This window comes from Haloarcula sebkhae (assembly GCF_014647415.1).
Taxonomy (GTDB): domain Archaea; phylum Halobacteriota; class Halobacteria; order Halobacteriales; family Haloarculaceae; genus Haloarcula; species Haloarcula sebkhae.
Window position 1 is genome coordinate 356,450 of record NZ_BMPD01000003.1, and the last position, 20,950, is coordinate 377,399.

General features: G+C 64.9%; 25 protein-coding genes. 12 read left to right on the forward strand and 13 right to left on the reverse strand.

Annotated elements, in window-relative coordinates; all coding sequences use genetic code 11:
* Nucleotides 1-67: 67 nt before the first annotated feature.
* Nucleotides 68-511, forward strand: coding sequence for a universal stress protein (locus IEY38_RS11545; RefSeq protein WP_188977926.1), 444 nt, complete (start codon nucleotides 68-70; stop codon nucleotides 509-511).
* Between the two features lie 2 nt (nucleotides 512-513).
* Here the strand turns inward: IEY38_RS11545 and IEY38_RS11550 are convergent, their stop codons facing one another.
* Both IEY38_RS11550 and IEY38_RS11555 read right to left on the reverse strand, forming a co-directional pair.
* On the reverse strand, nucleotides 514-945 hold the full coding sequence (locus IEY38_RS11550; RefSeq protein WP_004593769.1) for a universal stress protein: 432 nt from the start codon (nucleotides 943-945) through the stop codon (nucleotides 514-516).
* Nucleotides 946-1,014: 69 nt separating this feature from the next.
* A complete protein-coding gene (locus IEY38_RS11555; RefSeq protein ID WP_188977928.1) occupies nucleotides 1,015-2,865 on the reverse strand; it encodes an ATP-binding protein in 1,851 nt (616 codons plus the stop codon).
* 87 nt (nucleotides 2,866-2,952) lie between these two features.
* On the opposite strand from IEY38_RS11555, the gene IEY38_RS11560 reads away from it, so the two are divergent.
* Nucleotides 2,953-3,744, forward strand: coding sequence for an endonuclease/exonuclease/phosphatase family protein (locus IEY38_RS11560; protein ID WP_188977930.1), 792 nt, complete (start codon nucleotides 2,953-2,955; stop codon nucleotides 3,742-3,744).
* A 63-nt stretch (nucleotides 3,745-3,807) separates the two neighbouring features.
* Here IEY38_RS11560 and IEY38_RS11565 read toward each other — a convergent pair whose 3' ends face one another.
* The gene (locus IEY38_RS11565) at nucleotides 3,808-4,542 is read right to left on the reverse strand and encodes an MBL fold metallo-hydrolase (RefSeq protein ID WP_188977932.1); all 735 of its coding nucleotides are present in this window, start codon (nucleotides 4,540-4,542) and stop codon (nucleotides 3,808-3,810) included.
* 224 nt (nucleotides 4,543-4,766) lie between these two features.
* On the opposite strand from IEY38_RS11565, the gene IEY38_RS11570 reads away from it, so the two are divergent.
* From IEY38_RS11570 to IEY38_RS11580, 3 genes are all read left to right on the forward strand, one after another.
* The gene (locus IEY38_RS11570) at nucleotides 4,767-5,102 is read left to right on the forward strand and encodes a DUF7113 family protein (protein ID WP_005535914.1); all 336 of its coding nucleotides are present in this window, start codon (nucleotides 4,767-4,769) and stop codon (nucleotides 5,100-5,102) included.
* Between the two features lie 84 nt (nucleotides 5,103-5,186).
* On the forward strand, nucleotides 5,187-5,537 hold the full coding sequence (locus IEY38_RS11575; RefSeq protein ID WP_188977934.1) for a winged helix-turn-helix domain-containing protein: 351 nt from the start codon (nucleotides 5,187-5,189) through the stop codon (nucleotides 5,535-5,537).
* Nucleotides 5,537-5,839, forward strand: coding sequence for a hypothetical protein (locus tag IEY38_RS11580; protein ID WP_188977936.1), 303 nt, complete (start codon nucleotides 5,537-5,539; stop codon nucleotides 5,837-5,839). The genes IEY38_RS11575 and IEY38_RS11580 overlap by 1 nt, the downstream gene beginning before the upstream one ends.
* Before the next feature lie 5 nt (nucleotides 5,840-5,844).
* On the opposite strand, the gene IEY38_RS11585 is transcribed toward IEY38_RS11580, so the two are convergent.
* Both IEY38_RS11585 and IEY38_RS11590 read right to left on the reverse strand, forming a co-directional pair.
* Nucleotides 5,845-7,095, reverse strand: coding sequence for a DNA double-strand break repair nuclease NurA (locus IEY38_RS11585; protein ID WP_188977939.1), 1,251 nt, complete (start codon nucleotides 7,093-7,095; stop codon nucleotides 5,845-5,847).
* 135 nt (nucleotides 7,096-7,230) lie between these two features.
* The gene (locus IEY38_RS11590; RefSeq protein WP_170098404.1) at nucleotides 7,231-7,623 is read right to left on the reverse strand and encodes a DUF7522 family protein; all 393 of its coding nucleotides are present in this window, start codon (nucleotides 7,621-7,623) and stop codon (nucleotides 7,231-7,233) included.
* A 171-nt stretch (nucleotides 7,624-7,794) separates the two neighbouring features.
* Here IEY38_RS11590 and gpmI point away from each other — a divergent pair, with 171 nt between their 5' ends.
* Complete coding sequence (gpmI, locus tag IEY38_RS11595) at nucleotides 7,795-9,354, forward strand: 2,3-bisphosphoglycerate-independent phosphoglycerate mutase (RefSeq protein WP_188977941.1); 1,560 nt, start codon at nucleotides 7,795-7,797, stop codon at nucleotides 9,352-9,354.
* Nucleotides 9,355-9,371: 17 nt separating this feature from the next.
* Here gpmI and IEY38_RS11600 read toward each other — a convergent pair whose 3' ends face one another.
* Entirely contained in the window at nucleotides 9,372-10,040 is a 669-nt protein-coding gene (locus IEY38_RS11600) for an RNA 2'-phosphotransferase (RefSeq protein WP_188977943.1), read from the reverse strand.
* A 186-nt stretch (nucleotides 10,041-10,226) separates the two neighbouring features.
* Here IEY38_RS11600 and IEY38_RS11605 point away from each other — a divergent pair, with 186 nt between their 5' ends.
* Both IEY38_RS11605 and IEY38_RS11610 read left to right on the forward strand, forming a co-directional pair.
* Nucleotides 10,227-10,961 (forward strand): bifunctional helix-turn-helix transcriptional regulator/GNAT family N-acetyltransferase, encoded by a 735-nt coding sequence (locus IEY38_RS11605; protein WP_188977945.1) that lies wholly within the window; start codon nucleotides 10,227-10,229, stop codon nucleotides 10,959-10,961.
* 92 nt (nucleotides 10,962-11,053) lie between these two features.
* The gene (locus IEY38_RS11610; RefSeq protein ID WP_188977947.1) at nucleotides 11,054-11,545 is read left to right on the forward strand and encodes a pyridoxamine 5'-phosphate oxidase family protein; all 492 of its coding nucleotides are present in this window, start codon (nucleotides 11,054-11,056) and stop codon (nucleotides 11,543-11,545) included.
* A gap of 6 nt (nucleotides 11,546-11,551) precedes the next feature.
* Here the strand turns inward: IEY38_RS11610 and nadC are convergent, their stop codons facing one another.
* The 4 genes from nadC to IEY38_RS11630 form a co-directional block, all read right to left on the reverse strand.
* The gene (gene nadC, locus IEY38_RS11615) at nucleotides 11,552-12,373 is read right to left on the reverse strand and encodes a carboxylating nicotinate-nucleotide diphosphorylase (protein ID WP_188977949.1); all 822 of its coding nucleotides are present in this window, start codon (nucleotides 12,371-12,373) and stop codon (nucleotides 11,552-11,554) included.
* Nucleotides 12,373-13,932, reverse strand: coding sequence for an L-aspartate oxidase (locus tag IEY38_RS11620; RefSeq protein WP_188977952.1), 1,560 nt, complete (start codon nucleotides 13,930-13,932; stop codon nucleotides 12,373-12,375). Before IEY38_RS11620 ends, nadC begins: the two co-directional genes overlap by 1 nt.
* A gap of 2 nt (nucleotides 13,933-13,934) precedes the next feature.
* A complete protein-coding gene (nadA, locus tag IEY38_RS11625; RefSeq protein WP_188978235.1) occupies nucleotides 13,935-15,062 on the reverse strand; it encodes a quinolinate synthase NadA in 1,128 nt (375 codons plus the stop codon).
* Between the two features lie 301 nt (nucleotides 15,063-15,363).
* Entirely contained in the window at nucleotides 15,364-16,860 is a 1,497-nt protein-coding gene (locus IEY38_RS11630) for an amidohydrolase (protein ID WP_188977954.1), read from the reverse strand.
* 81 nt (nucleotides 16,861-16,941) lie between these two features.
* On the opposite strand from IEY38_RS11630, the gene hmgA reads away from it, so the two are divergent.
* The gene (gene hmgA / locus IEY38_RS11635; protein ID WP_188977956.1) at nucleotides 16,942-18,159 is read left to right on the forward strand and encodes a hydroxymethylglutaryl-CoA reductase (NADPH); all 1,218 of its coding nucleotides are present in this window, start codon (nucleotides 16,942-16,944) and stop codon (nucleotides 18,157-18,159) included.
* A 21-nt stretch (nucleotides 18,160-18,180) separates the two neighbouring features.
* On the opposite strand, the gene IEY38_RS11640 is transcribed toward hmgA, so the two are convergent.
* Nucleotides 18,181-18,534: a hypothetical protein gene (locus IEY38_RS11640; protein WP_188977958.1), complete on the reverse strand. Its 354-nt coding sequence runs from the start codon at nucleotides 18,532-18,534 to the stop codon at nucleotides 18,181-18,183.
* Nucleotides 18,531-19,055, reverse strand: a complete 525-nt coding sequence (locus IEY38_RS11645; protein ID WP_188977960.1) for a DUF5817 domain-containing protein — start codon at nucleotides 19,053-19,055, stop codon at nucleotides 18,531-18,533. The genes IEY38_RS11640 and IEY38_RS11645 overlap by 4 nt, the downstream gene beginning before the upstream one ends.
* Nucleotides 19,056-19,147: 92 nt before the next feature.
* Here IEY38_RS11645 and IEY38_RS11650 point away from each other — a divergent pair, with 92 nt between their 5' ends.
* Both IEY38_RS11650 and IEY38_RS11655 read left to right on the forward strand, forming a co-directional pair.
* Nucleotides 19,148-19,486 carry a cupin domain-containing protein gene (locus IEY38_RS11650; RefSeq protein ID WP_058997332.1) on the forward strand — a complete coding sequence of 113 codons (339 nt, stop codon included), beginning with the start codon at nucleotides 19,148-19,150 and terminating at the stop codon, nucleotides 19,484-19,486.
* A 37-nt stretch (nucleotides 19,487-19,523) separates the two neighbouring features.
* Nucleotides 19,524-20,321: a hypothetical protein gene (locus IEY38_RS11655; protein WP_188977961.1), complete on the forward strand. Its 798-nt coding sequence runs from the start codon at nucleotides 19,524-19,526 to the stop codon at nucleotides 20,319-20,321.
* Nucleotides 20,322-20,342: 21 nt separating this feature from the next.
* Here the strand turns inward: IEY38_RS11655 and IEY38_RS11660 are convergent, their stop codons facing one another.
* Nucleotides 20,343-20,567, reverse strand: coding sequence for a hypothetical protein (locus IEY38_RS11660; protein ID WP_188977963.1), 225 nt, complete (start codon nucleotides 20,565-20,567; stop codon nucleotides 20,343-20,345).
* Nucleotides 20,568-20,648: 81 nt separating this feature from the next.
* Between IEY38_RS11660 and IEY38_RS11665 the strand changes: the two genes are divergently transcribed.
* The gene (locus tag IEY38_RS11665; protein WP_170098389.1) at nucleotides 20,649-20,876 is read left to right on the forward strand and encodes a DUF7860 family protein; all 228 of its coding nucleotides are present in this window, start codon (nucleotides 20,649-20,651) and stop codon (nucleotides 20,874-20,876) included.
* Nucleotides 20,877-20,950 lie beyond the last annotated feature (74 nt).

The window sequence follows — 20,950 nt, forward strand, 5'->3', positions numbered from 1 at the left end:
GCGGTATTTGTCTCAGATCGTGCCGGCTTGCGGAACCAATAAATCACAACCGGGCGACAGGTGGGGTATGGTACTACTCGTGCCCTTCGACGGCTCGGCCCTGTCGAAAGCCGCGCTAACGCGGGCGATGGAGTTCGCGGACTACCGCGACGAGGATATCACCGCGCTATCCGTTATCCCGGACGATGCGGCGTATGCGCGGGAGCGGGGCTGGCTCGACGACACTGAGGAGTTCGACACCGAAGCTATCGCCGACCGAATGCGAGAGCAGGTCGAGTCGGTCGCCCCAGCGTCGTCGTTCCGCTATGAGGTCCCAGAAGACGTGAGTTCGATGGCGTCGACGACGACAGACATCACCCGGACGATCAGAGAAGTCGCTCACGAAGAGGGGGCCTCAATCGTGTTCATCGGCAGCGAGAACGCCGGGCGGGTGTCGACGCCGGTCTGTAGCGTCGGCTCACCGGTATCAGAAGACCCCGAATACGACGTCCACATCGTCCGGCACCCGTAGCGCTATCTGACGACAGTTACGGGGACAGACGCTCGTCTAACGACGATTTCGGCGACGCTCCCTAGCAGGATACGGGACATCCCCGAGCGGCCGTGGCTCCCCATGACGATCTGGTTGATGTCGTGGTCATCCGCGTACTCTACGATGACTTTTGTCGGTCGCCCGACCTCGACGACGCGTTCGACAGACTCGACGCCGGCCTCGGTCACTTCCGCCTCGAGGTCGTCGAGGAGGTCCTCCGCCGTCGCCTTCTGTGTCTCGTACCACTCCTCGGAGAACGAGGGAATCGATGCCTCCGCGCTGTAGCCGGCCTCTGCAGGGTTGATGACGTGCAAGAGAACGATCGTCGCGTCCGGATGTTCTTCGGCTGCGAACGCACAGGCGACCGGTGCTTGATCTGAGCTGTCGACCGGAACAAGGATTCGCTTTGCCATACGCACACTTCCGCTGGGGCCGGTTTGAATCTTCGGCCCGCTGCAATCGGTGAGTTGGCCTGCGGTTTGTTAGTCCCGCCCGTGGCGAGTCACACACGTCGACAGGCCGATCAGTTCGACCGGCTCGGAGTTGTCGGGCGAGTAGACGACCCGCTGGCCCTTCTCCATGTAGGGCACCTTCGATTCGAGGTTGCTGGGGATGTTCACCGCCGAGATGGCGTCTTCGTCGCCGAGGTTGAGCACCATCGTCGTGTTGATCTGCTTGAACACCGGGTCGGCGATGTCCTGTGGGTCCTGTGTGATGAGGTACAGGCCGAGGCGCTCCTTGCGGCCCTGTTTGGCGGCCTCGGTGAACTTCCCGATGACCTTGCGGCCCTGCACGCTGTCGGCGTCGGTGAGGAAGTTGTGAGCCTCGTCCATCCCGAGGACGAGCGGCGTCTCTTTGATGCGGTCGTAGTCCGGATCATTCGAGAGCTTCTGGTCGATGAGCAGGCTGGAGACGGCGAGTACGATGGTCGACGCGGTCCGGGAGTCCGTGATGTGGTACGTCGGGATGACCGTCAGACCGCCGTCGCGGACAAACTGCGATATCTGGTCGGTGATCGGCCGGGCATCCTGGTCGAAGACCGCGCCGAAACCCTGAACGCGGCGCTTAACGGCGTCGAACGTGGCCTCGTGGACGTCGCCCGCCTCGTCCAGTTCCTCCTTGAGCGCGGGGTCACCGAGGAAGGTCCGAAAGTCGCTGTACGTGCCGCTCTCCCCGTACTCCCGCTCAAAGCGCGGCAGCAGCGTGTTCACCAGCGCACCGTACTGGTTGTCGTTCAGGCTCGACCCGGCGATGAGCCAGGGGTTGTCGTGGACGAGCGAGAACGGGATCGTGAACTCCACCTGCTCGGCGCGGTGGTGGCTGGCGTTGTAGTCGGCCCCCGCAACCTTCGGGACGAAGGCGATGGTGTCGTCGTGTCCGCCGTAGGCGACGCCCTCCCGTTCACACCGGCGCTCGAATTCGTCGGTCATCGCGGGGTTGTCGTCGTGCATCTGGGCGTACTCGTCCTGCGGATCGAACTGGACCACGGCGAGTTCGGGCGTGCGGCCGTCGCCCATCTCGTAGGTCCGGCCGAGATACTGCCGCAGGACGTTCTTCGAACTGTGGGTCTTCCCGGACCCGGTCCCACCTGCGACGAGGGTGTGCCGGAACACGAGCGGGTCGCCGGCGTCGTAGTCGTCTTTCAGCCGGTAGTCGATGGTCGGCGGCTCGGCGGCGGTACGAACCTTCTCGCCGCCGACGGCAAGGTGGCCCAGGAAAACACCGTCCTCGGGAATCTTCAGGCCGGTCTTGATCTCGGACTTATCCGTGGCCTCTCGGACGACGGTTTCGGGTTTTGGTACCCGGTCGGTCATCCGGCGTTTGAGTTCGCCGTCGTCGGAGTACAGCACCGCGACTGGCTCAAGTTCTGCGATGAATTTGAAATCCCGCTCGTCGATGCCCCGCTCGCGCATCGCTCGCCGGGCGTGGATTTCGGTCGCGTCGTCGGCGTGGAACTCCTGGGCGTACTCCAGCGCTTTGATACGACAGAACAGGCGCTCTCCTCCTGGGTAGGGGACAAGCAAATACGTCCCGATGCGCAGGCGCGAGCGGTTCCGCGCGGTGACGTACGCCCGCAGGACCGTTTCCTCCGCTTCCTCGCTGATCCGGAGGCCGTTCGCCGCCGAGAGGACACCGAGACCGGTGTCCGTTCCGGCCGGTGTCACGTCCATATCTTCGAAATCGTCGTCTGTAGATTGTGCTGTCGGGTCGCTGCCTGCCGCCGCGTCGACAGCCCGGTCGCCGTCGTCGGCCGTCTCGGCCGACTGTGCGGCCTCGTCGTCGGCCGCCGCGTCGTCGCCGTCGAAATCAGTGAAATCCCCGAGGTCGGACATACCCCAGTCCAGGGTAGCCGGGGATTAACACCTTTCCCCAGCAGCATGAATGTGAAACCTTACCCGGATGGCTGTCAACGAACGCATATGAAGCCGACGCGGGTGATGTCTTTCAATGTGCGGTACGACACCGCCGGGGATGGGGTAGACGGGTGGTCCCACAGGCGGCGGCTGGTGGCGGGGATAATTCAGTATCACAACCCTGATATTATCGGCGTTCAGGAAGCGATGGCCCACCAGCTTCGAGAGCTAGAGGTGTTGCTTGACGGCTACGAGTGGGTCGGAGACCCGCGTGACTCCGTCGACGCCGGCGGGGAGCACACGGCCATCGGTTACCGGACCGAATGCTTCGACTGCGCGGCCACGAACACGTTCTGGCTCTCCGAACAGCCCGCCGAGCCGAGCAGCGTCGGCTGGGACGCCGCCTATCCCCGCGTAGCGACCTGGGTGCGTCTCTGTGACCGCGACACCGACGATGACCTGCTGTGTCTGAACACACATCTCGATCATCAGGGTGCTGACGCACGGATTTCGGGGATCGAGCTAGTACTCGACCACCTCGATTCTGTCGCCCGGGACGCACCCGCGGTGTTGATGGGCGACTTCAACTGCGTCGTTGGCGAACCGGCCTACGAGCGCGCTGCGGGACACGAACTCCCTGACGGCCGCCGCCTCGTCGATGCCCGCGACACGGCGACCACCACACACGGCCCGACGACGAGCCGAACCGACTTCCACGACCTGCTCCCCGAGATGGGGATCGACCACGTGTTCGTCAGCGAGGACGTGGCCGTCGACACCAGAGCGGTCATCGCCGACCGCAACGACGACCACTACGGCTCCGACCACCTGCCCGTGGTGGTCGACTGTGAGCCCTGACCTGATGGTGTCTCCGTGGCATCTGACAGCGCCTTCGTGAAAGCACCTGCTAACTGATCGTGCCTATCGGTTGACCCATTCCCCGTCGTCGGGAACCCGAACGCCCTCTGTCGCCGACCGTAGCTCGTCCCGGCTGAGCAGGCAGTGGTTGATCGCCTCCATGTGAACGACGACGACCGTAGCGGCGGTCGCATCCCGGACAGCTGTGATATCCTCGACGCCCATTGTGATGGGGTCGCCCTGTTCGAACTGCGCTTCACCGCCGTTCAGCACGACTAGGTCGGGCTCGAACCGGTCGAGTGTTTCCTCGACCGGCTCGTACCAGATCGTGTCGCCTGCGACGTACACCGTTTCGTCTCCCTCAAACACGAATCCCGAAACGGGACCCATCTCCGCCGCTAACTCTCCGTGCCCGTGCCGCCCTGGCGTTCGGTGAATCGAGACTCGCCCGATAGACGCCTCGTCGTTGACGGGTCGGACATCGGTGAAATCCTCGTCAATGAACGCGTCCACCTCCTCGGGCTGACAGAACAGCGGCACGTCGGCATCGAGTTCCGCCTTGGCCGCCGCGTCCCAGTGGTCCTGGTGGCGGTGCGTGACAACCACGGCGTCGTAGGACAGGTCACCGTCGGGCATTGGGACGAGCGGGTTTCGACGGTCGTTCGGCGAATTCGGCACAGGCGGGTTCTCCCCAGGTGACGCGAACATCGGGTCCACGAGGAACGTCACGTCTCCAACGTCTACGAGGACAGTCGCGTTACGAAGTAACCGAACACTGGCACCAGTCGAGCCTGACATACGACTATCTGCGGCACCCACTGACATACGACTTGTCTCGGCACGTGCCAAATCCCGCAGCACGAGAAAGAACACATTCGGATACCGCTTGGGAGGCCAGCAGTCGAAGACCCCCCGTCGGGATGCGAGCGGTCCCCAGAGCGACCGGTTTCACTCCGGCGGCGTCGGGGCGACCGCTTGCCCCGGGGGAGAATCTTTTGCCGCTGGGACCCCTATATCGGAGTATGTTGCTTATTCGGGGGACAGCAGGCGGAACGGCGCTGACCGGGACGCTGTACGAACCGGGCGAGGAGCCGCCCAAGTTCAACGGCGCGCCGGACGAGGGGACGCCCTACGTCTGGGTCTGTGACGCCTTCTACGAGGTCGAAAGTGGCGGCCAGGTCCAATCAATCGGCGACCGCGAGATCCGAATCGCCTTCGAATCCCCGATGCCCCGCGGTTTCGAGACGCGTGATGCGGCCATCGACGCGGCCAAAGAACACGTCCGGACGCAGTTCGCCCGGCTCGGTGTGGCCGGCGAGACAGTCGACGTGACGGTTCAGCAGGCCGAGACGGCGTAGTCGAACCGGCATGCTTTCCCGCTGTTTTCTGAGTCAGCGAACGACCGGTGAGTTATACAACGGTCTCGGGTGAAACCGCTACACGTGGCCGAGGACCCGTCCCCGACCGAGGTGTTTGCCCTCCTCGATGACGAATACGCTCGCGCGCTCCTTGCAGCCACGAGTCACAGGCCGATGACAGCAACTGAACTCAGCAACGACTGCGACATGTCACTCTCGACCGTGTATCGCCGTCTCGACGCACTTGAGGACTGCGGCCTCGTCGCTGCCCGAACGCAAATCGCGGATGACGGGCACCACGTAGACGTGTACGAGGCACAGATGGACGAACTCACCGTTTGTCTCACCGAAGGGGCCTTCGACGTGAGCCTCTCTGTCGAGTCAAAGACACACGAGTTCGCCGATGCGTTGGTAGACCTCTGGGAGGGGCTCTGATGGATTTTGCCGGCCTCTCCGCCGAAACGTGGGTCACCGTGAACACTGCGTTCCACCTCGCACAGACGGGGATCGGACTGCTCATTGCTGCATTGGCGCTCGTTGGCTACCGTCGACGGCGGACCCGCTCCATGCTCGCACTGGCTACCGGAATCAGTCTCCTCACCTTCGTCTCGTACCTCGTTACCCTTAGTGCCGTGCAGGTCCTCCCGCGAGTGGTGTTTCCCCTTCCGGGCACTATCACGGAACTCGCCGGTCTCCTCGTCCTCCTCTACGCTATCGTGCTGGCCCGTCGTGACTAACCCCCTCAGAACGATTCTTCGACGGCTCCCCACCGGATGTCGTTGTACTCCCGCTCTCGGTCAGTCTCAAACGTTCGCTCGATGCGGCGGGTGAGTTCTTCGCTGCCCTGCCGGTCGATTTTGGCGAGTTCGTCGGCCTTCCCAATAGCCAGTGGCGGCCCCTGTTCCCGGGCCACATCGTGGAGTATCTGTCGCGTGAGTTTGGCCCGTCGGTCCGGGTCTTGGGTGAACGCGTACGGGGCCTCGACGCGGAACACCAGATCCGAGCGCGGGTCGTAGAGGACGAAAAACGTCACTTCGTACGCTTCTGGGTCGAGCGACCGCTCGATGCCCAGCGCGTCGCCATCGGCGGCCATGATGCCGTCGGTGCCCCCTCGCGAGCGGAACCAGTTCGTCGCAGTGAGACAGTCGGTCTGCAGCTCACCTTCGTCGTCGCGGCGCTCCAGAATTCGGCGGAAGAAGGCGGTGTCGTTCACCCATGGGGCGTTGGTCTTGCGGCGGAGTGCCCGTGTGAGGGCCTTCGTTGAGGAGTTCTTGATAAATCCCACCATCGGGACGTCTCGCTCGACGAACCGCTCGACGAGGTCGACGTAGTTGTTCACGACCGTTTTGGGGCGGTCGTCCTCCGCGAGCAGGTCGGCCAGTTCGGTGTCGCGGTCGGCCCAGCGGAGCACGCCGGTCGGGTAGATAGGGCCGTCGAGGATGAACAGGTCCTCGACCACGTCGGCGTTGGTCAGCGCGTGCCGGCTCTCCGCGAGGTACAGCGCCAGCGCGTGGACGACTCGCTGTTCGTAGCGGTCGACCTGTGGCACGTCGAGGACGCGCCGCTTGGCGTAGCCGCGGTCCCCGCCCTGCCACTCGCCGTCGAACCCCAGAGTCGCGTCGTTCGAGTGGACGGCCATGATGATGGTCCGGCCCCGGTGGAGTTCCACGTCCGAGGGGACACTGCCCATCGCCGCCTGTGCCACGTCCAGCACCAGCCCGTTCTTGAACGTCGTCGGATTGATCGTCCCCGAGTCCAGACCGTGCTGGGTCGGAAACGGCGGGTCCGCCAGCGCGATATCCTCGATGGGGACCTTCCGGCGGCGCTGCTCGTCCAGTGGCTCCAGAATCTTCGTTCCGTCCTGCCACAGCGGGTCCAGAAAGTTGTCCCACACTTCCTCGGCAGCCGCCTCCTGGTCACTCGTCTCGACGGTCTCGCGCACCTGCCCGGCGAGCTTGGCGATCCCGTCGACGTGGACCGGGTCCAGCGTCATGCCCGTGGGTTCGCCGGGACGGGCATAACCCTTTGGTCGCCCGCCGACTCGGTGCTCATACTAGCGACTGGACGTCTGTGACGAATTTCGCCACTCCAGGTAGTGAATATCTTGTAACAGTTACAGCCGACAGTATTACTCCTTGCCGGACTCTTCACGGAGGATGCGTTCGATCGCCTCGGCGATCTCTTCGTAGGACTGCATGGTCAGGCCGTCTGTGGTGATGAGCACGCCCTGTCGTTCGGTTGTCGCCCGCACGAGGTAGCCGTTGGAGAACGCACGCACGGTGAAGCGATAATCGCCCAGTTCGGACTCCTGATAGGCGTTCTTCGTCTGCTTGTACCCCTGCCACTCGTGGCCGACGAAGTCGTTGAGGTCGGCGTCCTGTTCGAGATCCTCCCGCAGGTAGAGTTGCTCGAAGTTCGCACGTGTGAAATACGTCACCGAGCGGAGCGAGTCGCCTGTCGCTGTCCGGGCTGTCGTGACAATTGCGTCGGCCAGATCGTCCGAGAGAATGTTCCGAGTCATGCCAGACCGAAGGCGGGCCACCCTCTTAATTTCAGGGTTCCAGATACCGACAACGATAGCGGGGCGGAGGCGGGGGAATAGCCCCATCAGCACTGCCGAATTTCGCATTATCGACCGTCACGTTCGGTGCTGACCGACAGTGTATTACGCCGGTCGCGTGACCCACCGGGTATGGACGCCGGACTCATCATCTTGGACGGCTGGGGCCTGAATCCGGACGACGATGTTCGGGATGCCGTCGCCGCCGCCGACACGCCGAACTTCGACCGCTACCGAGACGCAGGCGCAGCATCGACGCTTGCGACCCACGGCCGCCGGGTCGGCCTCCCGGAGGGCCAGATGGGCAACTCCGAGGTCGGCCACCTCAACATCGGGGCCGGCCGCGTCGTCAAGCAGGACTCCGCTCGCGTCAGCGACAGTATCGCTCGCTCACGTGGCGAATCACCGCCCGACGACGACGCGCAGGACCCGCCATTCTTCGAGAACGAGACGATTCTGTCGGCCTTCGAGCACGCCGAAGACCACGGCGGCCGGGTCCACTTCATGGGCCTCGTCTCCGACGGTGGCGTCCACTCGTATCAGGACCATCTCCATGCGCTCATCGAACTCGCCGGCGAGCGTGATACCGAGGCCGTCTCACACGCCCTCACCGACGGCCGTGACACTTCGCCGACCGGCGGCGAGGACTACCTCGCCGACCTCGAAGCCCACGCCGACGAGTACGGAACTGGCCATATCGCCACCGTCTGCGGGCGCTACTACGCGATGGACCGCGACCAGAACTGGGAGCGGACTCGCCGGGCCTACGACGCCATCGTTCATCGCGAGGGCGACCACCACGCCGACGACGCCGTCACGGCCGCCACGGAGTCGTACGCTCGCGACACCACTGACGAGTTCATCGAGCCGACGACCGTCGGCGACCACGCCGGCCTTGAAGACGACGACGCGGTCATCTTCTTCAATTTCCGGTCGGACCGCGCCCGGCAACTCACCCGGATGCTCGGCGACATCCGCCCGGACGACTGGGGAGCCGACACCGAGCCGCCGGACACCAGGCTGGTGACGATGACGCAGTACGACGAGACGTTCGATCTGCCGGTCGCGTTCCCGCCGAACCAGCCCGAGGACGTACTCGGCGAGGTGCTTTCCCAAGCCGGGAAGACACAGATCCGGCTGGCTGAGACAGAGAAGTACCCCCACGTCACCTACTTCCTCAACGGCGGCCGTGAGGTCGCGTTCGACGGCGAGAGCCGCGAAATCGTCGACAGTCCCGACGTGGCGACCTACGACATGCAACCGGAAATGAGCGCGCCGGAACTGGCCGACACTGCGATCGACTTCATCGAGACTGAGGACCCCGACGCGATGGTCCTGAACTTCGCCAACCCCGACATGGTCGGCCACACCGGCGACTTCGACGCGGCGGTGACCGCCGTCGAGGCCGTCGACGAACAGCTCGGCCGGCTTATCGCGGCGATTCAGGCTGCCGGCGGGCACGCACTCATCTGTGCCGACCACGGGAACGCCGACGACATGGGGACCGTCGAGGACCCGCACACGGCCCACACGACCAACCCCGTCCCGTTCATCTACCTCTCTCCTGACGGGACCGCCGGTGGACGGACCGCCCGCGACGGCGGGACGCTGGCCGACCTCGCGCCGACGATGCTCATGCTCGTGGGGATCGACCGGCCAGATGTGATGACTGGCACGCCGCTGGTCGAGTAGCGGGCGGCGTGACCACGCTAGTTTTCGAGCACGGAGAGATACTGCGGCGGCACGCGGGCAGTCGTGTACGTCTCGGTTCCGCGCTTGACGATCCGGCGGTCGTCGGCCTGCATCGCTGCGGCGTCGACGACGAACACGACCGGGTCGGCCGCGTGACGACGCCCCACCTCCCGGGCTGTCGCGACGGATTCGGAGAGGTGGACCTGCTGGCGGCCCATCGGCTTCAGCCCCGCTTCGCGTATCGAATCGGCGTTCCGCGGTGCAGTCCCGTGATATAGCGTCGCCGGCACAGGGTCGTCGGCCCCGTCGAGAGTTACGTCGATAGAGTGGCCGTAGGCTGCCCGGACACGGTCGCCAGCGGCTGCTGCGCTCGACTCGCTACTGGCTTCTGTCCGCTCGAATCGTCCTTTCGGGTCCGTGGCGATAACGCCGGCCAGTGCCTCACCATCGGCCCAGTCGTACTGTCGCTTGACTGCACTGCGGAGGGAATCGAAGTCCGTCCGCCCCGCTTCGTCTACCTCGATGCCTGCGTCCTCGGGGAAATGTCTGAGCGCCCCCGAGACGAACTTCGAGAGCTGTCGTCGCCGTGCGCCGTCCAGAATCTGGGCTCCTGCTCCGCCACAGACCGGGCACGTGTCGCCCTCGAAGAAGCCGTCTTCGGGACAGCGGCGGACCGCGTCTGGCATGGTCGGGAATGAGCCACGACCGTACAAAAGCCTCATGCGGAGAGGTTTGCTGCCCGCGGCAGCAACGCCTGTTCCAGCCGCTCTCACCCGCGACCACGGCAGCGACGCTACCAAGATGGCTTGCCATTGCAGGTGACGGTGCCGGGTAGCTTCAAGTGGATACAGTCGTCAGTGAGCCATAGCGAAATGCCGTCCCCAACAGACCTCGAACTCGGTGGTGAACGGTCTGACGTGTATCGGTTCGTGGAACGGAACGGCCCTGTCGCGCCCGCCGAGGTGGCCGAAGCCATCAGTGTCGACCCCGAGCGGTTCCAGCACCACGTCTCCATTCTCAAACGGGACGACCTCATCGAGGCCACCGAGGACGGGAAGCTCACGGTGGCGCTGCACGACGGTGAGACGGCCGAACATTACGAGGCCGGTGTCAGCTACGAGATACGCCCGTCCCGGCCGTCGGATCTCTCCGGCGTCGTCGGCACGATCCGCGACGTGACCAGCGAAGCGCCGTATATCATCGCGGCCGGCGTCGCGGAGCAACTGGCCTACGAGGATACGCTCGTCCGCTGGGGACCCAACCGCTGTCGCGTCGTGTTCGTCGCCACCGTCGACGACGATGTCGTCGGCTGGGTCCACGTCGCCATGTCCGAGGTGGACGAACTCGCATCGACAGCCGAACTCACACTCGGCGTGATGGAGACGTATCGCCGCCACGGAATCGGCAGTCACCTGCTCCACCGCGGGGTCGAATGGGCCGCAAGCCGTGGCTGTCGAAAAGTGTACAACAGCCTGCCGGCCACGAACGAGCGGGCCGTCGACTTCCTGCAGGAGGCCGGCTGGACGGTCGAGGCTGTCCGCGATGGTCACTACGACATCGGCGGTGAACTGGTCGACGAGGTGATGCTCGCTCGCCGGCTGGGCTGAGACGGACCCCCGGTAAGCACCACTGCCTGCTGAACGGAGGGTCCGCGGACAGCGCCCTGTGGGTTTATGATTATTTGCCGACAATTGAGGGTATGACAGTTGACGAACTGGAAGACTTCGGGATCCTCCAGATGGACAGCGAGGACATCGAAAAGACCCTCGAACGGAAAAGCGTCGGCGTACTCGGCGTCCCGACTGATGCCGCGCCGCTACTGCGCCCGCTCAGTTTCTGGTACGACGGCGATGCCGCGCTCTACTTCGTCTACGCTCTCGGTACCGACAGCCGGAAAGTGACGGCGAGCGACGACGCGGACGTTGCCCGGTTTCTCATTTACGACATCGAGACGACGTTCAACTGGCGCAGCGTTCTGCTGACGGGGACCATCGAACGAGTCCCCGACGACGAACGCAAGTCAATCGAAGAACGGATCGATACGTCTTGGAAGCCAGACGTGTTCGAGCGGGCGGCCGAGACGGAAACCACAGCGCTGTACCGGTTCCGAATCGACGACCGCGCCGGTATCAAGCAACTTGAACTCCCGCCAGAGCTCAGGACCGAATCCTCGTCGAGTCGGCCGGACTGACTGTGCTCAGCCCGTTCGGAAGGAGAAATCGAGCGTCGGTGCGGAGTGGGTCAGCGACCCCATCGAGATGATGTCCACGCCCGTTTCGGCGTACGCCGGGACGTCCGCAACGGTGATGCCGCCGCTGGCTTCAGTGAGGGCATCTGCGTCGGCCGCCGCCACGAGGTCGACAGCCCGCTCGGTCTCGCCGGGGGACATGTTGTCCAGCAGGACGATGTCCGCACCGGCCTCGGCGGTCCGTGGGGCGTCTTCCGGGGCCTCGACCTCTACGTCAAGCTTCGTCGCGAAGGAGGCCCGCTCGCGGAAGTGCTCAATAGCGTCAACGAGGCCCATTTCGGCGATGTGGTTGTCCTTGACCATCACCATATGCGAGAGGTCAAGCCGGTGGGTATCGCCGCCGCCAGCCGCCACCGCTCGCTTTTCGATGCCGCGCAGGCCAGGGGTAGTCTTTCGCGTGCCGGCGATGCGGGGTGTGGAATCTGCCGTGGAGGATTCCGCCGCATCGACGGCGGCCCGAGTCTTCGTCGCCACGCCTGCAGCGTGACCTGTGATGTTTACGGCGACGCGCTCGCCGCGGAGCACCGACTGTGCAGGGCCGTCGACGCGAAGCACTACGTCGCCAGCGTCGATGGCGGACCCGGAGTCGACCGGTGTCTCCACCGCACAGTCCAGATACTCGAACACCGCGGTAGCGGCGTCGAGGCCCGCAACCACGCCGGACTCCTTTGCTACCAGTCGGCCCTCAGTCGTCCCGGGCACGCTGTTGGTTACGTCGTGGTGGCCTACGTCCTCGCGGAGCCACCGCTCGATGTCGCTGTCGGTGAGCATCAGTCGGCCGTGGACTCCGGCGGCTCCTCGCTCGCGTCCACGAGATTGTGCGTGCCGACGCTCTCCTCGTTTTCGGCGGCGTGGCGCGCGATCAGCAGGGCGGTGACGCTCGCGTGGCGGAGTTCGTACAGCGACCGGCTGGTCCGGGTGCGGACGTAAGCGTCGACCTCGCCCTTGAGTCGGCGGAGGACGGCCATCGCTCGCTGGAGGTCTGCGGGGTCGCGCTTGACGCCGACGTTCTCGTCCATTACGCGGGTCAGCCGCTGGAACTTGTCCCGGGCGAACCGCTCGGGCAGGTCCGGGTCCCGTTCGAGTAGCTCCGGTGCTTCGATTGGCTCCGGTTCGGCCCCGGCCGCGTCTTCGCCGGCCCGCAGGCCCCAGACGAGTCCCTCAAGGAGGGACGTGCTGGCGAGGCGGTTCGCGCCGTGGACGCCGGTCCGGGAGCATTCGCCGACGGCGTAGAGTCGATCCAGCGTCGTCCGACCGCGGTCATCGACGCTGATGCCGCCACAGAGGAAGTGCTCGGCGGGCGCGACCGGGATGCCATCTGTCCAGTCAACCCCGTGCTCCTCACATCTGTCGGCGAGGTTGGGGAACTCGTCGGCGAAATCGAGCGGGGAGACATCCAGTGTCACTTCGCCTGTTGCCTCGCGCTCGGCCTTGACGGCACGGGCGACCACGTCACGGGGCGCGAGTTCGGCGTCGGCGTGGTAGCCGGGCATGAACCGCTCGCCGTCGCCGTTGCGGAGCAGACCTCCCTCGCCGCGGACGGCCTCGCTGACGAGGAACGCGACATCGCCCGCTCCGGCGGTTCCACCGCCTCCGTCCGAGCCACGGGGTGGCTCGCTATCGAGCGTACAGGCCGTGGGATGGAACTGGACGTACTCCATGTCCGCGACCTCGGCTCCGGCGAGCGCGGCCATGCCGATGCCGTCCCCGGTCGTGTTGTCGGGGTTCGTCGTCCGCGGGTAGAGGTCGCCGATACCGCCCGTCGCTAGCACGACGCTGCCGGCGAAGTAGGGGTCGACCTCGCCGTCGGATTCGAGCATCGCACCGTGGACCCGACCCTCGTGACGGATGAGTTCGAGCGCGGCGGTGTCGTCCAGAATCTCCACGCCGTCGTGGTCGTCGATGTAGTTCAAGAACGGGACGTGGATGTGCTTGCCCGTCGAGGCGTCCACGTGGAGGATGCGGTCCTCGCTGTGGGCGGCCTCGCGGGTAAAGTCGTGGCCAGACCCGTTCTGGTCAAATTCCACGTCCAGCGTCTCCAACAGCACATCCTCGACAGCTTCGTTGGCGCTCTCGACCAGCACGTCGACGGCGTCGGGGTCGGCGGTGCCGTCGGAAGCGGCCATGATGTCTTCTTTGAACTCTTCGGGAGTGTCCCGGGAGATTGCGATGCCGCCCTGCGCCCACCAGGAGGAGGAGCCTTCCGGGCGAGTCGCCTTCGTAGCGAGCGTCACGTCGTCGCCTTCACGGGCCGCGGCGAGTGCCGCCGCAAGCCCGGCGATACCGGAGCCGATGACCAGTACGTCCGTCGTAATCGGGTCGTCTGTCATGGTTAGATCTCCAGCATTCGGTCCATCGCGACCTGTGCCAGTTCCTTTTCCTCGGGCGCGACCTCGATGACGTTGCGCTCGCGGCCCTCGACCAGTTCCTCGAGCACCCACGCGAGGTAGTTCGGGTCGATCTGGCGCATGGCGTTGCAGTCCATACAGGCATCGCCACACAGCGGGACGACGTTCACGTCGGGATGCCACCGCTGGAGGTGGTGGGTGAGGTGTATCTCGGTGCCGATTGCCCACGTTTCGCCGGGGTCGGCCTCGGCGACGGACTCACAGATCGTCGACGTCGAGCCGGCTACGTCAGCGGCCTCGACGACCTCTCGTCGGCACTCGGGGTGGACGATGACGTTTGCGTCGGGGTAGTCCTCGCGGACGGACTCGATGTGGTGCTCGCGGAAGCGCTCGTGAACCTGGCAGTACCCCTCCCAGAGGATGACGTCGTTTTCGACGGCGTCGGCGGCGTCGGTGCCTTCGGCGTCCCAGGGGTCCCACTCGACGGTCTCGTCGGCCATGTCAAGCCGGTGGGCCGTGTTCTCCCCGAGGTGCTTGTCGGGCAGGAACAGCACCTTGTCGCCCTTCTCGAAGGCGTACTCGAAGGCCTTGTGCGCATTCGAGGAGGTACAGACCAAACCGCCCTGCTCGGCACAGAAGGCCTTCAGGTCGGCGTAGCTGTTCATGTACGTGATCGGGATGATTTCCTCGTCGTCGTTGAGCGCCGCGGTCAGTTCCGCCCACGCGGCGTCGACTTGCAGCGCCTCGGCCATGCCGGCCATCGGGCAGGACGCCTCCATCGACGGAAGAATTACGGACTGGTCGTCGTCCGTAATGATGTCCGCGGATTCAGCCATGAACGTCACGCCGCCGAAAATCACGTAGTCAGCGTCGGATTGGGCGGCTTCTTTCGAGAGCTGGTAGGAGTCGCCGATGAAGTCGGCGTGTTCAACAATCTCCTGCCGCTGGTAGTTGTGGCCGAGGATGACCACGTCGTCGCCAAGCTCGGCGAGCGCGCTCTCGATGCGCTCGGTTCGCTCGTCTGCCTCAAGGTCCCGGTACGTCGGCGGGAGTTGCTCGAGGTTGTCATACTTGAAGAGGCTCAGATCCGTCTCGAACGCGGCGGTTTCCATTTCGGGCACGTTGTATCCACCTGTGGGTACTCGAACTTCGGAACTGCTTCGTGAAAAGATTTTATCTTCAAAAAGGTTGGTTGGTGGTGAGGAAACTTGTATACGTGATATTGGTGGCTACCCAAGTTCCGTTGGTAAAATTGGTAGCAACTATACTTCTGTTTCCGAGGTTGATGGTGCATCGGATTTTATTTCCGGCCTTGGCGATTAATCTGATTCCATATTCCGTATTGTTGAATCACGTTGTTTGTTATCGAATGACAGAAAAAGCGGGACGGTTCGATGCCGCTGTCTGTTCGATTCAGTCGCTGGCGTCGAACACTACGTCGCCGTCGCTAACGGTCAACGCGACTGCGATGTCCGAAATTTCGTCACCAGGCACTGCCCACGGCGAGGCCGATAGCACGGTGAAATCCGCAACCGATCCCGGCGTAATCGTGCCCATCCGGTCCTCGTCGAAGCCCGCATACGCAGCACCGTTGGTGTACGCCCGGAGCGCCTCGTCGACTGTCAGGCGCTGGCTCGGTTCCGGCGCAGTGACGGCCTGCTGGATGCCATACAGCGGTGAGAGCGGCATACAGTCGCTCCCGAAGGCCAGTTGTGCGCCGGAATCAACGAGGTCGCGGAAGCGGTTCGTCAGCTCGCGACGCTCGCCGAGGCGCTCGTCGTACAGACCCCCCGGCGCTGCCCAGCGGTGGAAGTTCGGCTGGGCCGAAACGACCAGTGGCGACGCTGCCAGTCGCTCCACCAGGTCACCGGTGAGGACCTCGGCGTGTTCGACACGGTGGCGCTCGTCCGCGGCGTCGACGGACTCGATAGCCGAGAGTAGCGCGTCGATAGCCGCATCGCCGATGGCGTGGGCGGCGAACTGGAGGCCCGCGTCGTCGACCGCCGACACGAGTTCCCGAAGTGCGTCGGGGTCCGTCCGCCACTCGCCGACGCTGTCGCTGTCGGCGTATGGGTCCCGGAGCCGCGCGGTTCCGGCCCCGAGCGACCCGTCGGTGTACGCCTTGATCGCGCCCGTCCGGACGCGGTTGCTCCCGTGGTTCGTCACCAGACCGAGTTCTCTGATTGCATCGAGGTGGTCCGCCCAGTAGTTGAGGCGGACTCGCAGGGAAAGGGTGTTTTCGGTGTCTAAATCGCGGTACACTCGTGGGGCATGCGACTGCCGCACCATGTCGTGGACGGCGGTGATCCCCTTCGAGAGCGCCACCTCCTGTGCAGCCAGCAGGTACTCCCGAGTCTGTGTGTAGTCGGGCGCGATGGCGTCGAAGACGGCCTCAGCGGCTTCCTCGACGAGAACGCCGGTCGGCGCGCCGTCCTCGGTCCGAACGCCGTCGTCGGGTAGGTCTAGCACGTCCAGCGCGGTGTGGTTCACTGACACGGTGTGCAGGTCCTCGCGTGCGGCCGCAACGGGGCGCTGGGTACTTACTCGGTCCAGTGTCGCCGCCCGCAGCAAAGTTCCGCCCCAGTCGCTCTCATCGTAGCCGAAGCCGAGTATCCAGCCCTCGCCGTCGTCGGCCGCCAGCAGCCGGTCGATGCAGTCGTCTGGGCCGTCTGCCCCGGCAAGGTCCGCCTCGACCGCACGCCGGCCGACGATGTCCAGATGCGTGTGGGCGTCGATGAAGCCGGGCAACAGAACGCCACCGCGACAGTCGACGATCTCGGCACTCGCCGTCGAGAGTTCGGCCGGGTCTCCGACAGCGGTAACTGTGCCGTCCGTTACTGCGACCGCGGACGCCGGGTCGTCGCCGGTCAGTGGTCGCACCTCACAGTTCGTGAATACGCGGTCGACCATACAGACGCCGGGCGCGGCGACTGCAAAACTCTTGGCCCGCCAAGAGCAACTGTTAGGAGTCCCGAAGCCACACCGGTCAGTATGACCGACTCCGACGTCGTCGCGCTCGCAGAGCGCGTTCGTGACGGTGAGTTGCGGATCTACGAACTGGAAGACCACGCTGACCCCGATACTGCAGCGGCGGCCCGCAGACACCTGCTGGCCGAGGAGACCGACACGGACCTCTCTGCTGTCGGCGACTACACCTTCGACGCCGCCGACGCCGAGAGCAACATCGAGAACATGGTTGGCGCGGCACAGGTCCCGATGGGCGTCGTCGGCCCGCTGCCTGTCGATGGTGGAGCCGCTGACGGCGACCACCACCTCCCGCTGGCGACCAGCGAGGGGGCGCTGCTGGCCTCAGTCAACCGCGGTGTCTCGACCATCCGCAACGCCGGCGGTGCAACCGCTCGCGTCCTCAAATCCGGGATGACCCGTGCGCCGGTGTTTCGCGTCGAGGACGTAGCCGAGGCGGGCGAGGTGTCGGCCTGGGTCCGCGAACATGTCGACACGCTGGCCGACGCCGCCGAGTCGACGACGAGCCACGGCGAACTGCAGGACGTGACACCCTACGTCGTCGGCGACAGCGTCTTCTTGCGGTTCTCCTACGATACCAAGGACGCGATGGGGATGAACATGGCTACCATCGCGACCGAAGCGGCCTGCGATATCGTCGAGTCCGAGACGCCGGCCGACCTCGTGGCGCTGTCGGGCAACCTCTGTTCGGACAAGAAGCCCGCTGCCATCAACGCTGTCGAGGGTCGAGGCCGTACCGTCGCCGCCGACGTACTCATCCCCCACGAACAGGTCGAGGATCGACTCGATACGACCTCCGACGCCATCGTCGAGGCCAACACCCGAAAGAACCTCGTCGGCTCCGCAAAGGCCGGCGCGCTGGGGTTCAACGCCCACGCCGCCAATGTCGTCGCCGCCGCGTTCCTCGCGCTCGGGCAGGATATGGCACAGGTGGTCGAGGGGAGCAACGCTATCACGACGGTCGACGCCCGCGAGGACGGCCTGTACGCCTCAGTCACCATCGCATCGCTGGAGGTCGGTACCGTCGGCGGCGGCACGGGCCTGCCAACCCAGTCCGAAGCGCTTGACGTGCTGGGGTACAGCGGCGGCGGCGACCCTGCCGGGAGCAACGCCGACGCGCTCGCCGAAGTCATCGCCGCTGGCGCGCTGGCTGGCGAACTCTCGTTGCTTGCGGCACTGTCCTCGCGCCACCTCTCCTCGGCGCACGCCGACCTCGGGCGGTAATCCCGGCTTCGGGGCGGTGCGCTATCGCTCCCGGCTCTGGCTCACCAGAAAGCCGGCCCCCGCGACGAGCACGATGACGCCGGCGAGCAGGAGCGCTTCCCGCCCGAGCAGCGGACCCAGCACAAGCAACGCCCACGCGACGGCGAACACCCCGTGAGCGATGGCGAACAGCCGGCGGCCCCGACGAGCGAACACGACCGTCCCCAGCGTGAACCCAAGCGTGAGAACGACCGCCGAGAGCGCGACCGTGCTCACCCGCAGCGAACCGACTGCAACGGGTTCGACGACCGGCGTGAGCAAGAACAGCAGTCCAGAGAGGCCGACGAGCGTCCCGACCGCGACCGGCCCGGGCTCGAAATCCAGTGTCGTGGTCATAGCAGCCGGTACTGCCCCCGGCTTTCCGATGCCTCGCCGGCACGAACCAGCTTTTTCAACGCCTTCCGTGTGTACGACGCCGGGACGCCACGCTCCTCGGCGTAGCCTACGATATCGTCCTCGGTCGGCTCGTCCAGCTCCCGCAACGCGTTCGTTACCGTTTCCTTGCGGCTCGATCCGCCCGTCGCCCCCTGTTCGGCGCGGTCGGCAGCCGCCGACACGGCGTCGGTGTCGACGCCCGAATCTTCGAGGTATGTCTCGTCGTCTACCCCCGCGTCGTCGACCTGCCGCTCCATCTCGGCGTAGGAGTCCAGCTCCGCGAAGGCGTCACCCTCCCCCCGTCGGTTCGCCAGCATCGACGCCCGAACCTCGCGGGCGTGGGCCTCATCGTCCGTTTCGACGAACTTCCGGCGCTTCTCGTGTTTGCGGCGCGTGCCACACCGCGGGCACTGGGTCGTCTCCGGTCGCCCCTCGGTGACCCACAGCGCGCTACAATCACTACACCCGACGACCGCGTACATGCCTTTCTGTCAGGGCCGGACAGTACTGAATCCACCGACGTCGGATGCCGGGGGACGAAGGCTTAGGTGCGGTGGACCTGACATAGCTGAGCATGGAAGAAGTACCACAGGCGGCCTGTGAGACAGTCGAAGCAGTCGACGGCGTGCACCTGACACAGATGGCCGTCGGAGAGCAGATGAGTGTCCAGCAGTTCCATATCGAACCCGGTGCGGCCGTCCCGGAACACAGCCACCGCCACGAACAGGTCGGCTATGTGGTGAAAGGAACCTTCACCTTCCATGTCAACGGCGAGGAGTACGTCATCGGCCCCGGAGACTCCTACGTGGTCCCGAGCGAGGAACCGCACGAGGCGCGCAACGACGGCGAGGAGCCGGTCCGCGGCATTGACGTGTTCAGTCCGCCCAGACCGAACCCGGACTGGCAGGACTAACCACAACTGTTTGAGTCCTGCGGCCGTATGGTAGCTAATGACGCGGGCAGTGGCTGCCATCGTGACGCTCGCGCTCGTACTCGCCGGGTGTTCTGGATTCGTTCAGCCGGACAGCCCCGAGACGGTCACGCCGGCAGCGGTGCCGACCGACGGGGTCGGGTATCCGCCGGGCGTGAGCGACGACGCAGTGGTGCCGTCAACGCTGGCCAGCGCTCACGCGCGGACGCTCGCGACGACGAACTACACGCTGGTCACCCGCCAGCAGGTCACCGACAGCAACGGGACGGTACTCCGTCGGTCCAACCACACGCGCTACGTCGCGGCGAACAAGACGACGTACGCCGGGCGGTTCCGCCAGAACGGCACCGAACTGAACACGTTCACCACCCGCATCGACTACTGGACCAACGGTTCCATCGTCGCGGCCCAGTACGACGAGCGAGCGAACGGGCGTAACCGGATCACGTGGCCGGTCCGCGACGACGGCCCGGTCTCGGATCTCTCGGAGCGCCGGACGATACGTAGCGTCGGCGAAGCCGTTACTCTCTCTGTCGCCGACCGGAGTGACGGCGTTGTCGTCCTCGTTGGGACTCGTTTCACGAATCCTGACAGGCTCAATACACCGCTGTTCGTGAGCGACCCCCGAAACGTCTCCGTCCGACTCCGCGTCAGCCACGACGGCACCGTTTCGGCGTTTCGGCTGGCCTTCGACGCTGAACGAAGCGACCGGCAGGTTCGTGTCACACAAGAGATGCGGCTACGACATATCGGGTCGACGACAGTGAAACAGCCGGAGTGGGTCGCAAACACGACCCAGCGGTCGCTTCAGGACTAATAGTCCGCCTGCAGAGAACAATCAGGCGCTACCGAGCGCAGGCACGACTCGGCGTGAGGCGAGCATATAGCTGGCGTACAGGAGAACCAGACCCATGTACACCTCCCAGGCAGCGAACGCGGAGATACCGCCAGACAGGTCGGCGAGAGCGGCCTGTTCGGTGAGCGCTCCCCCGACGGTTAGTCCGGCCGCGAGCAGCGTCGAGAGCAGGAGTTCGAATAGCTCCGGAATCGATTCTGAAACCATGTGTGTGCGGATATCACTACGAATGCGTTTGTAGCTCTTTCGATCCGAGAGAGCTTAGTAGCCCCACGAGAACTCACCTGTATGAGTCAAAACTTGAACGCGGACTACGCGACACTCGCAAAGCGCGGGTTCATGCTCGGGGCAGGGCTGTTCCTCCTCGGCATTGCGGGCGAAGTCGCCGGGAGCGCCGTTCTCGGGACGCTGCCTGCTTGGGGCGACACGCTGCTGGTCGACATAGAAATGCTTGGCATTCTCCTCGGACTCCTCTCGCCGCTCGTGTTCGGCGTGGTTATGCCGCTGACCGAGTAACGCTTCTCGGACCGGATACGCTCCGTAGAGAAAAGAGGCCGCCGAGCGACAGTTCTGCTCTCTTGACAGACCCC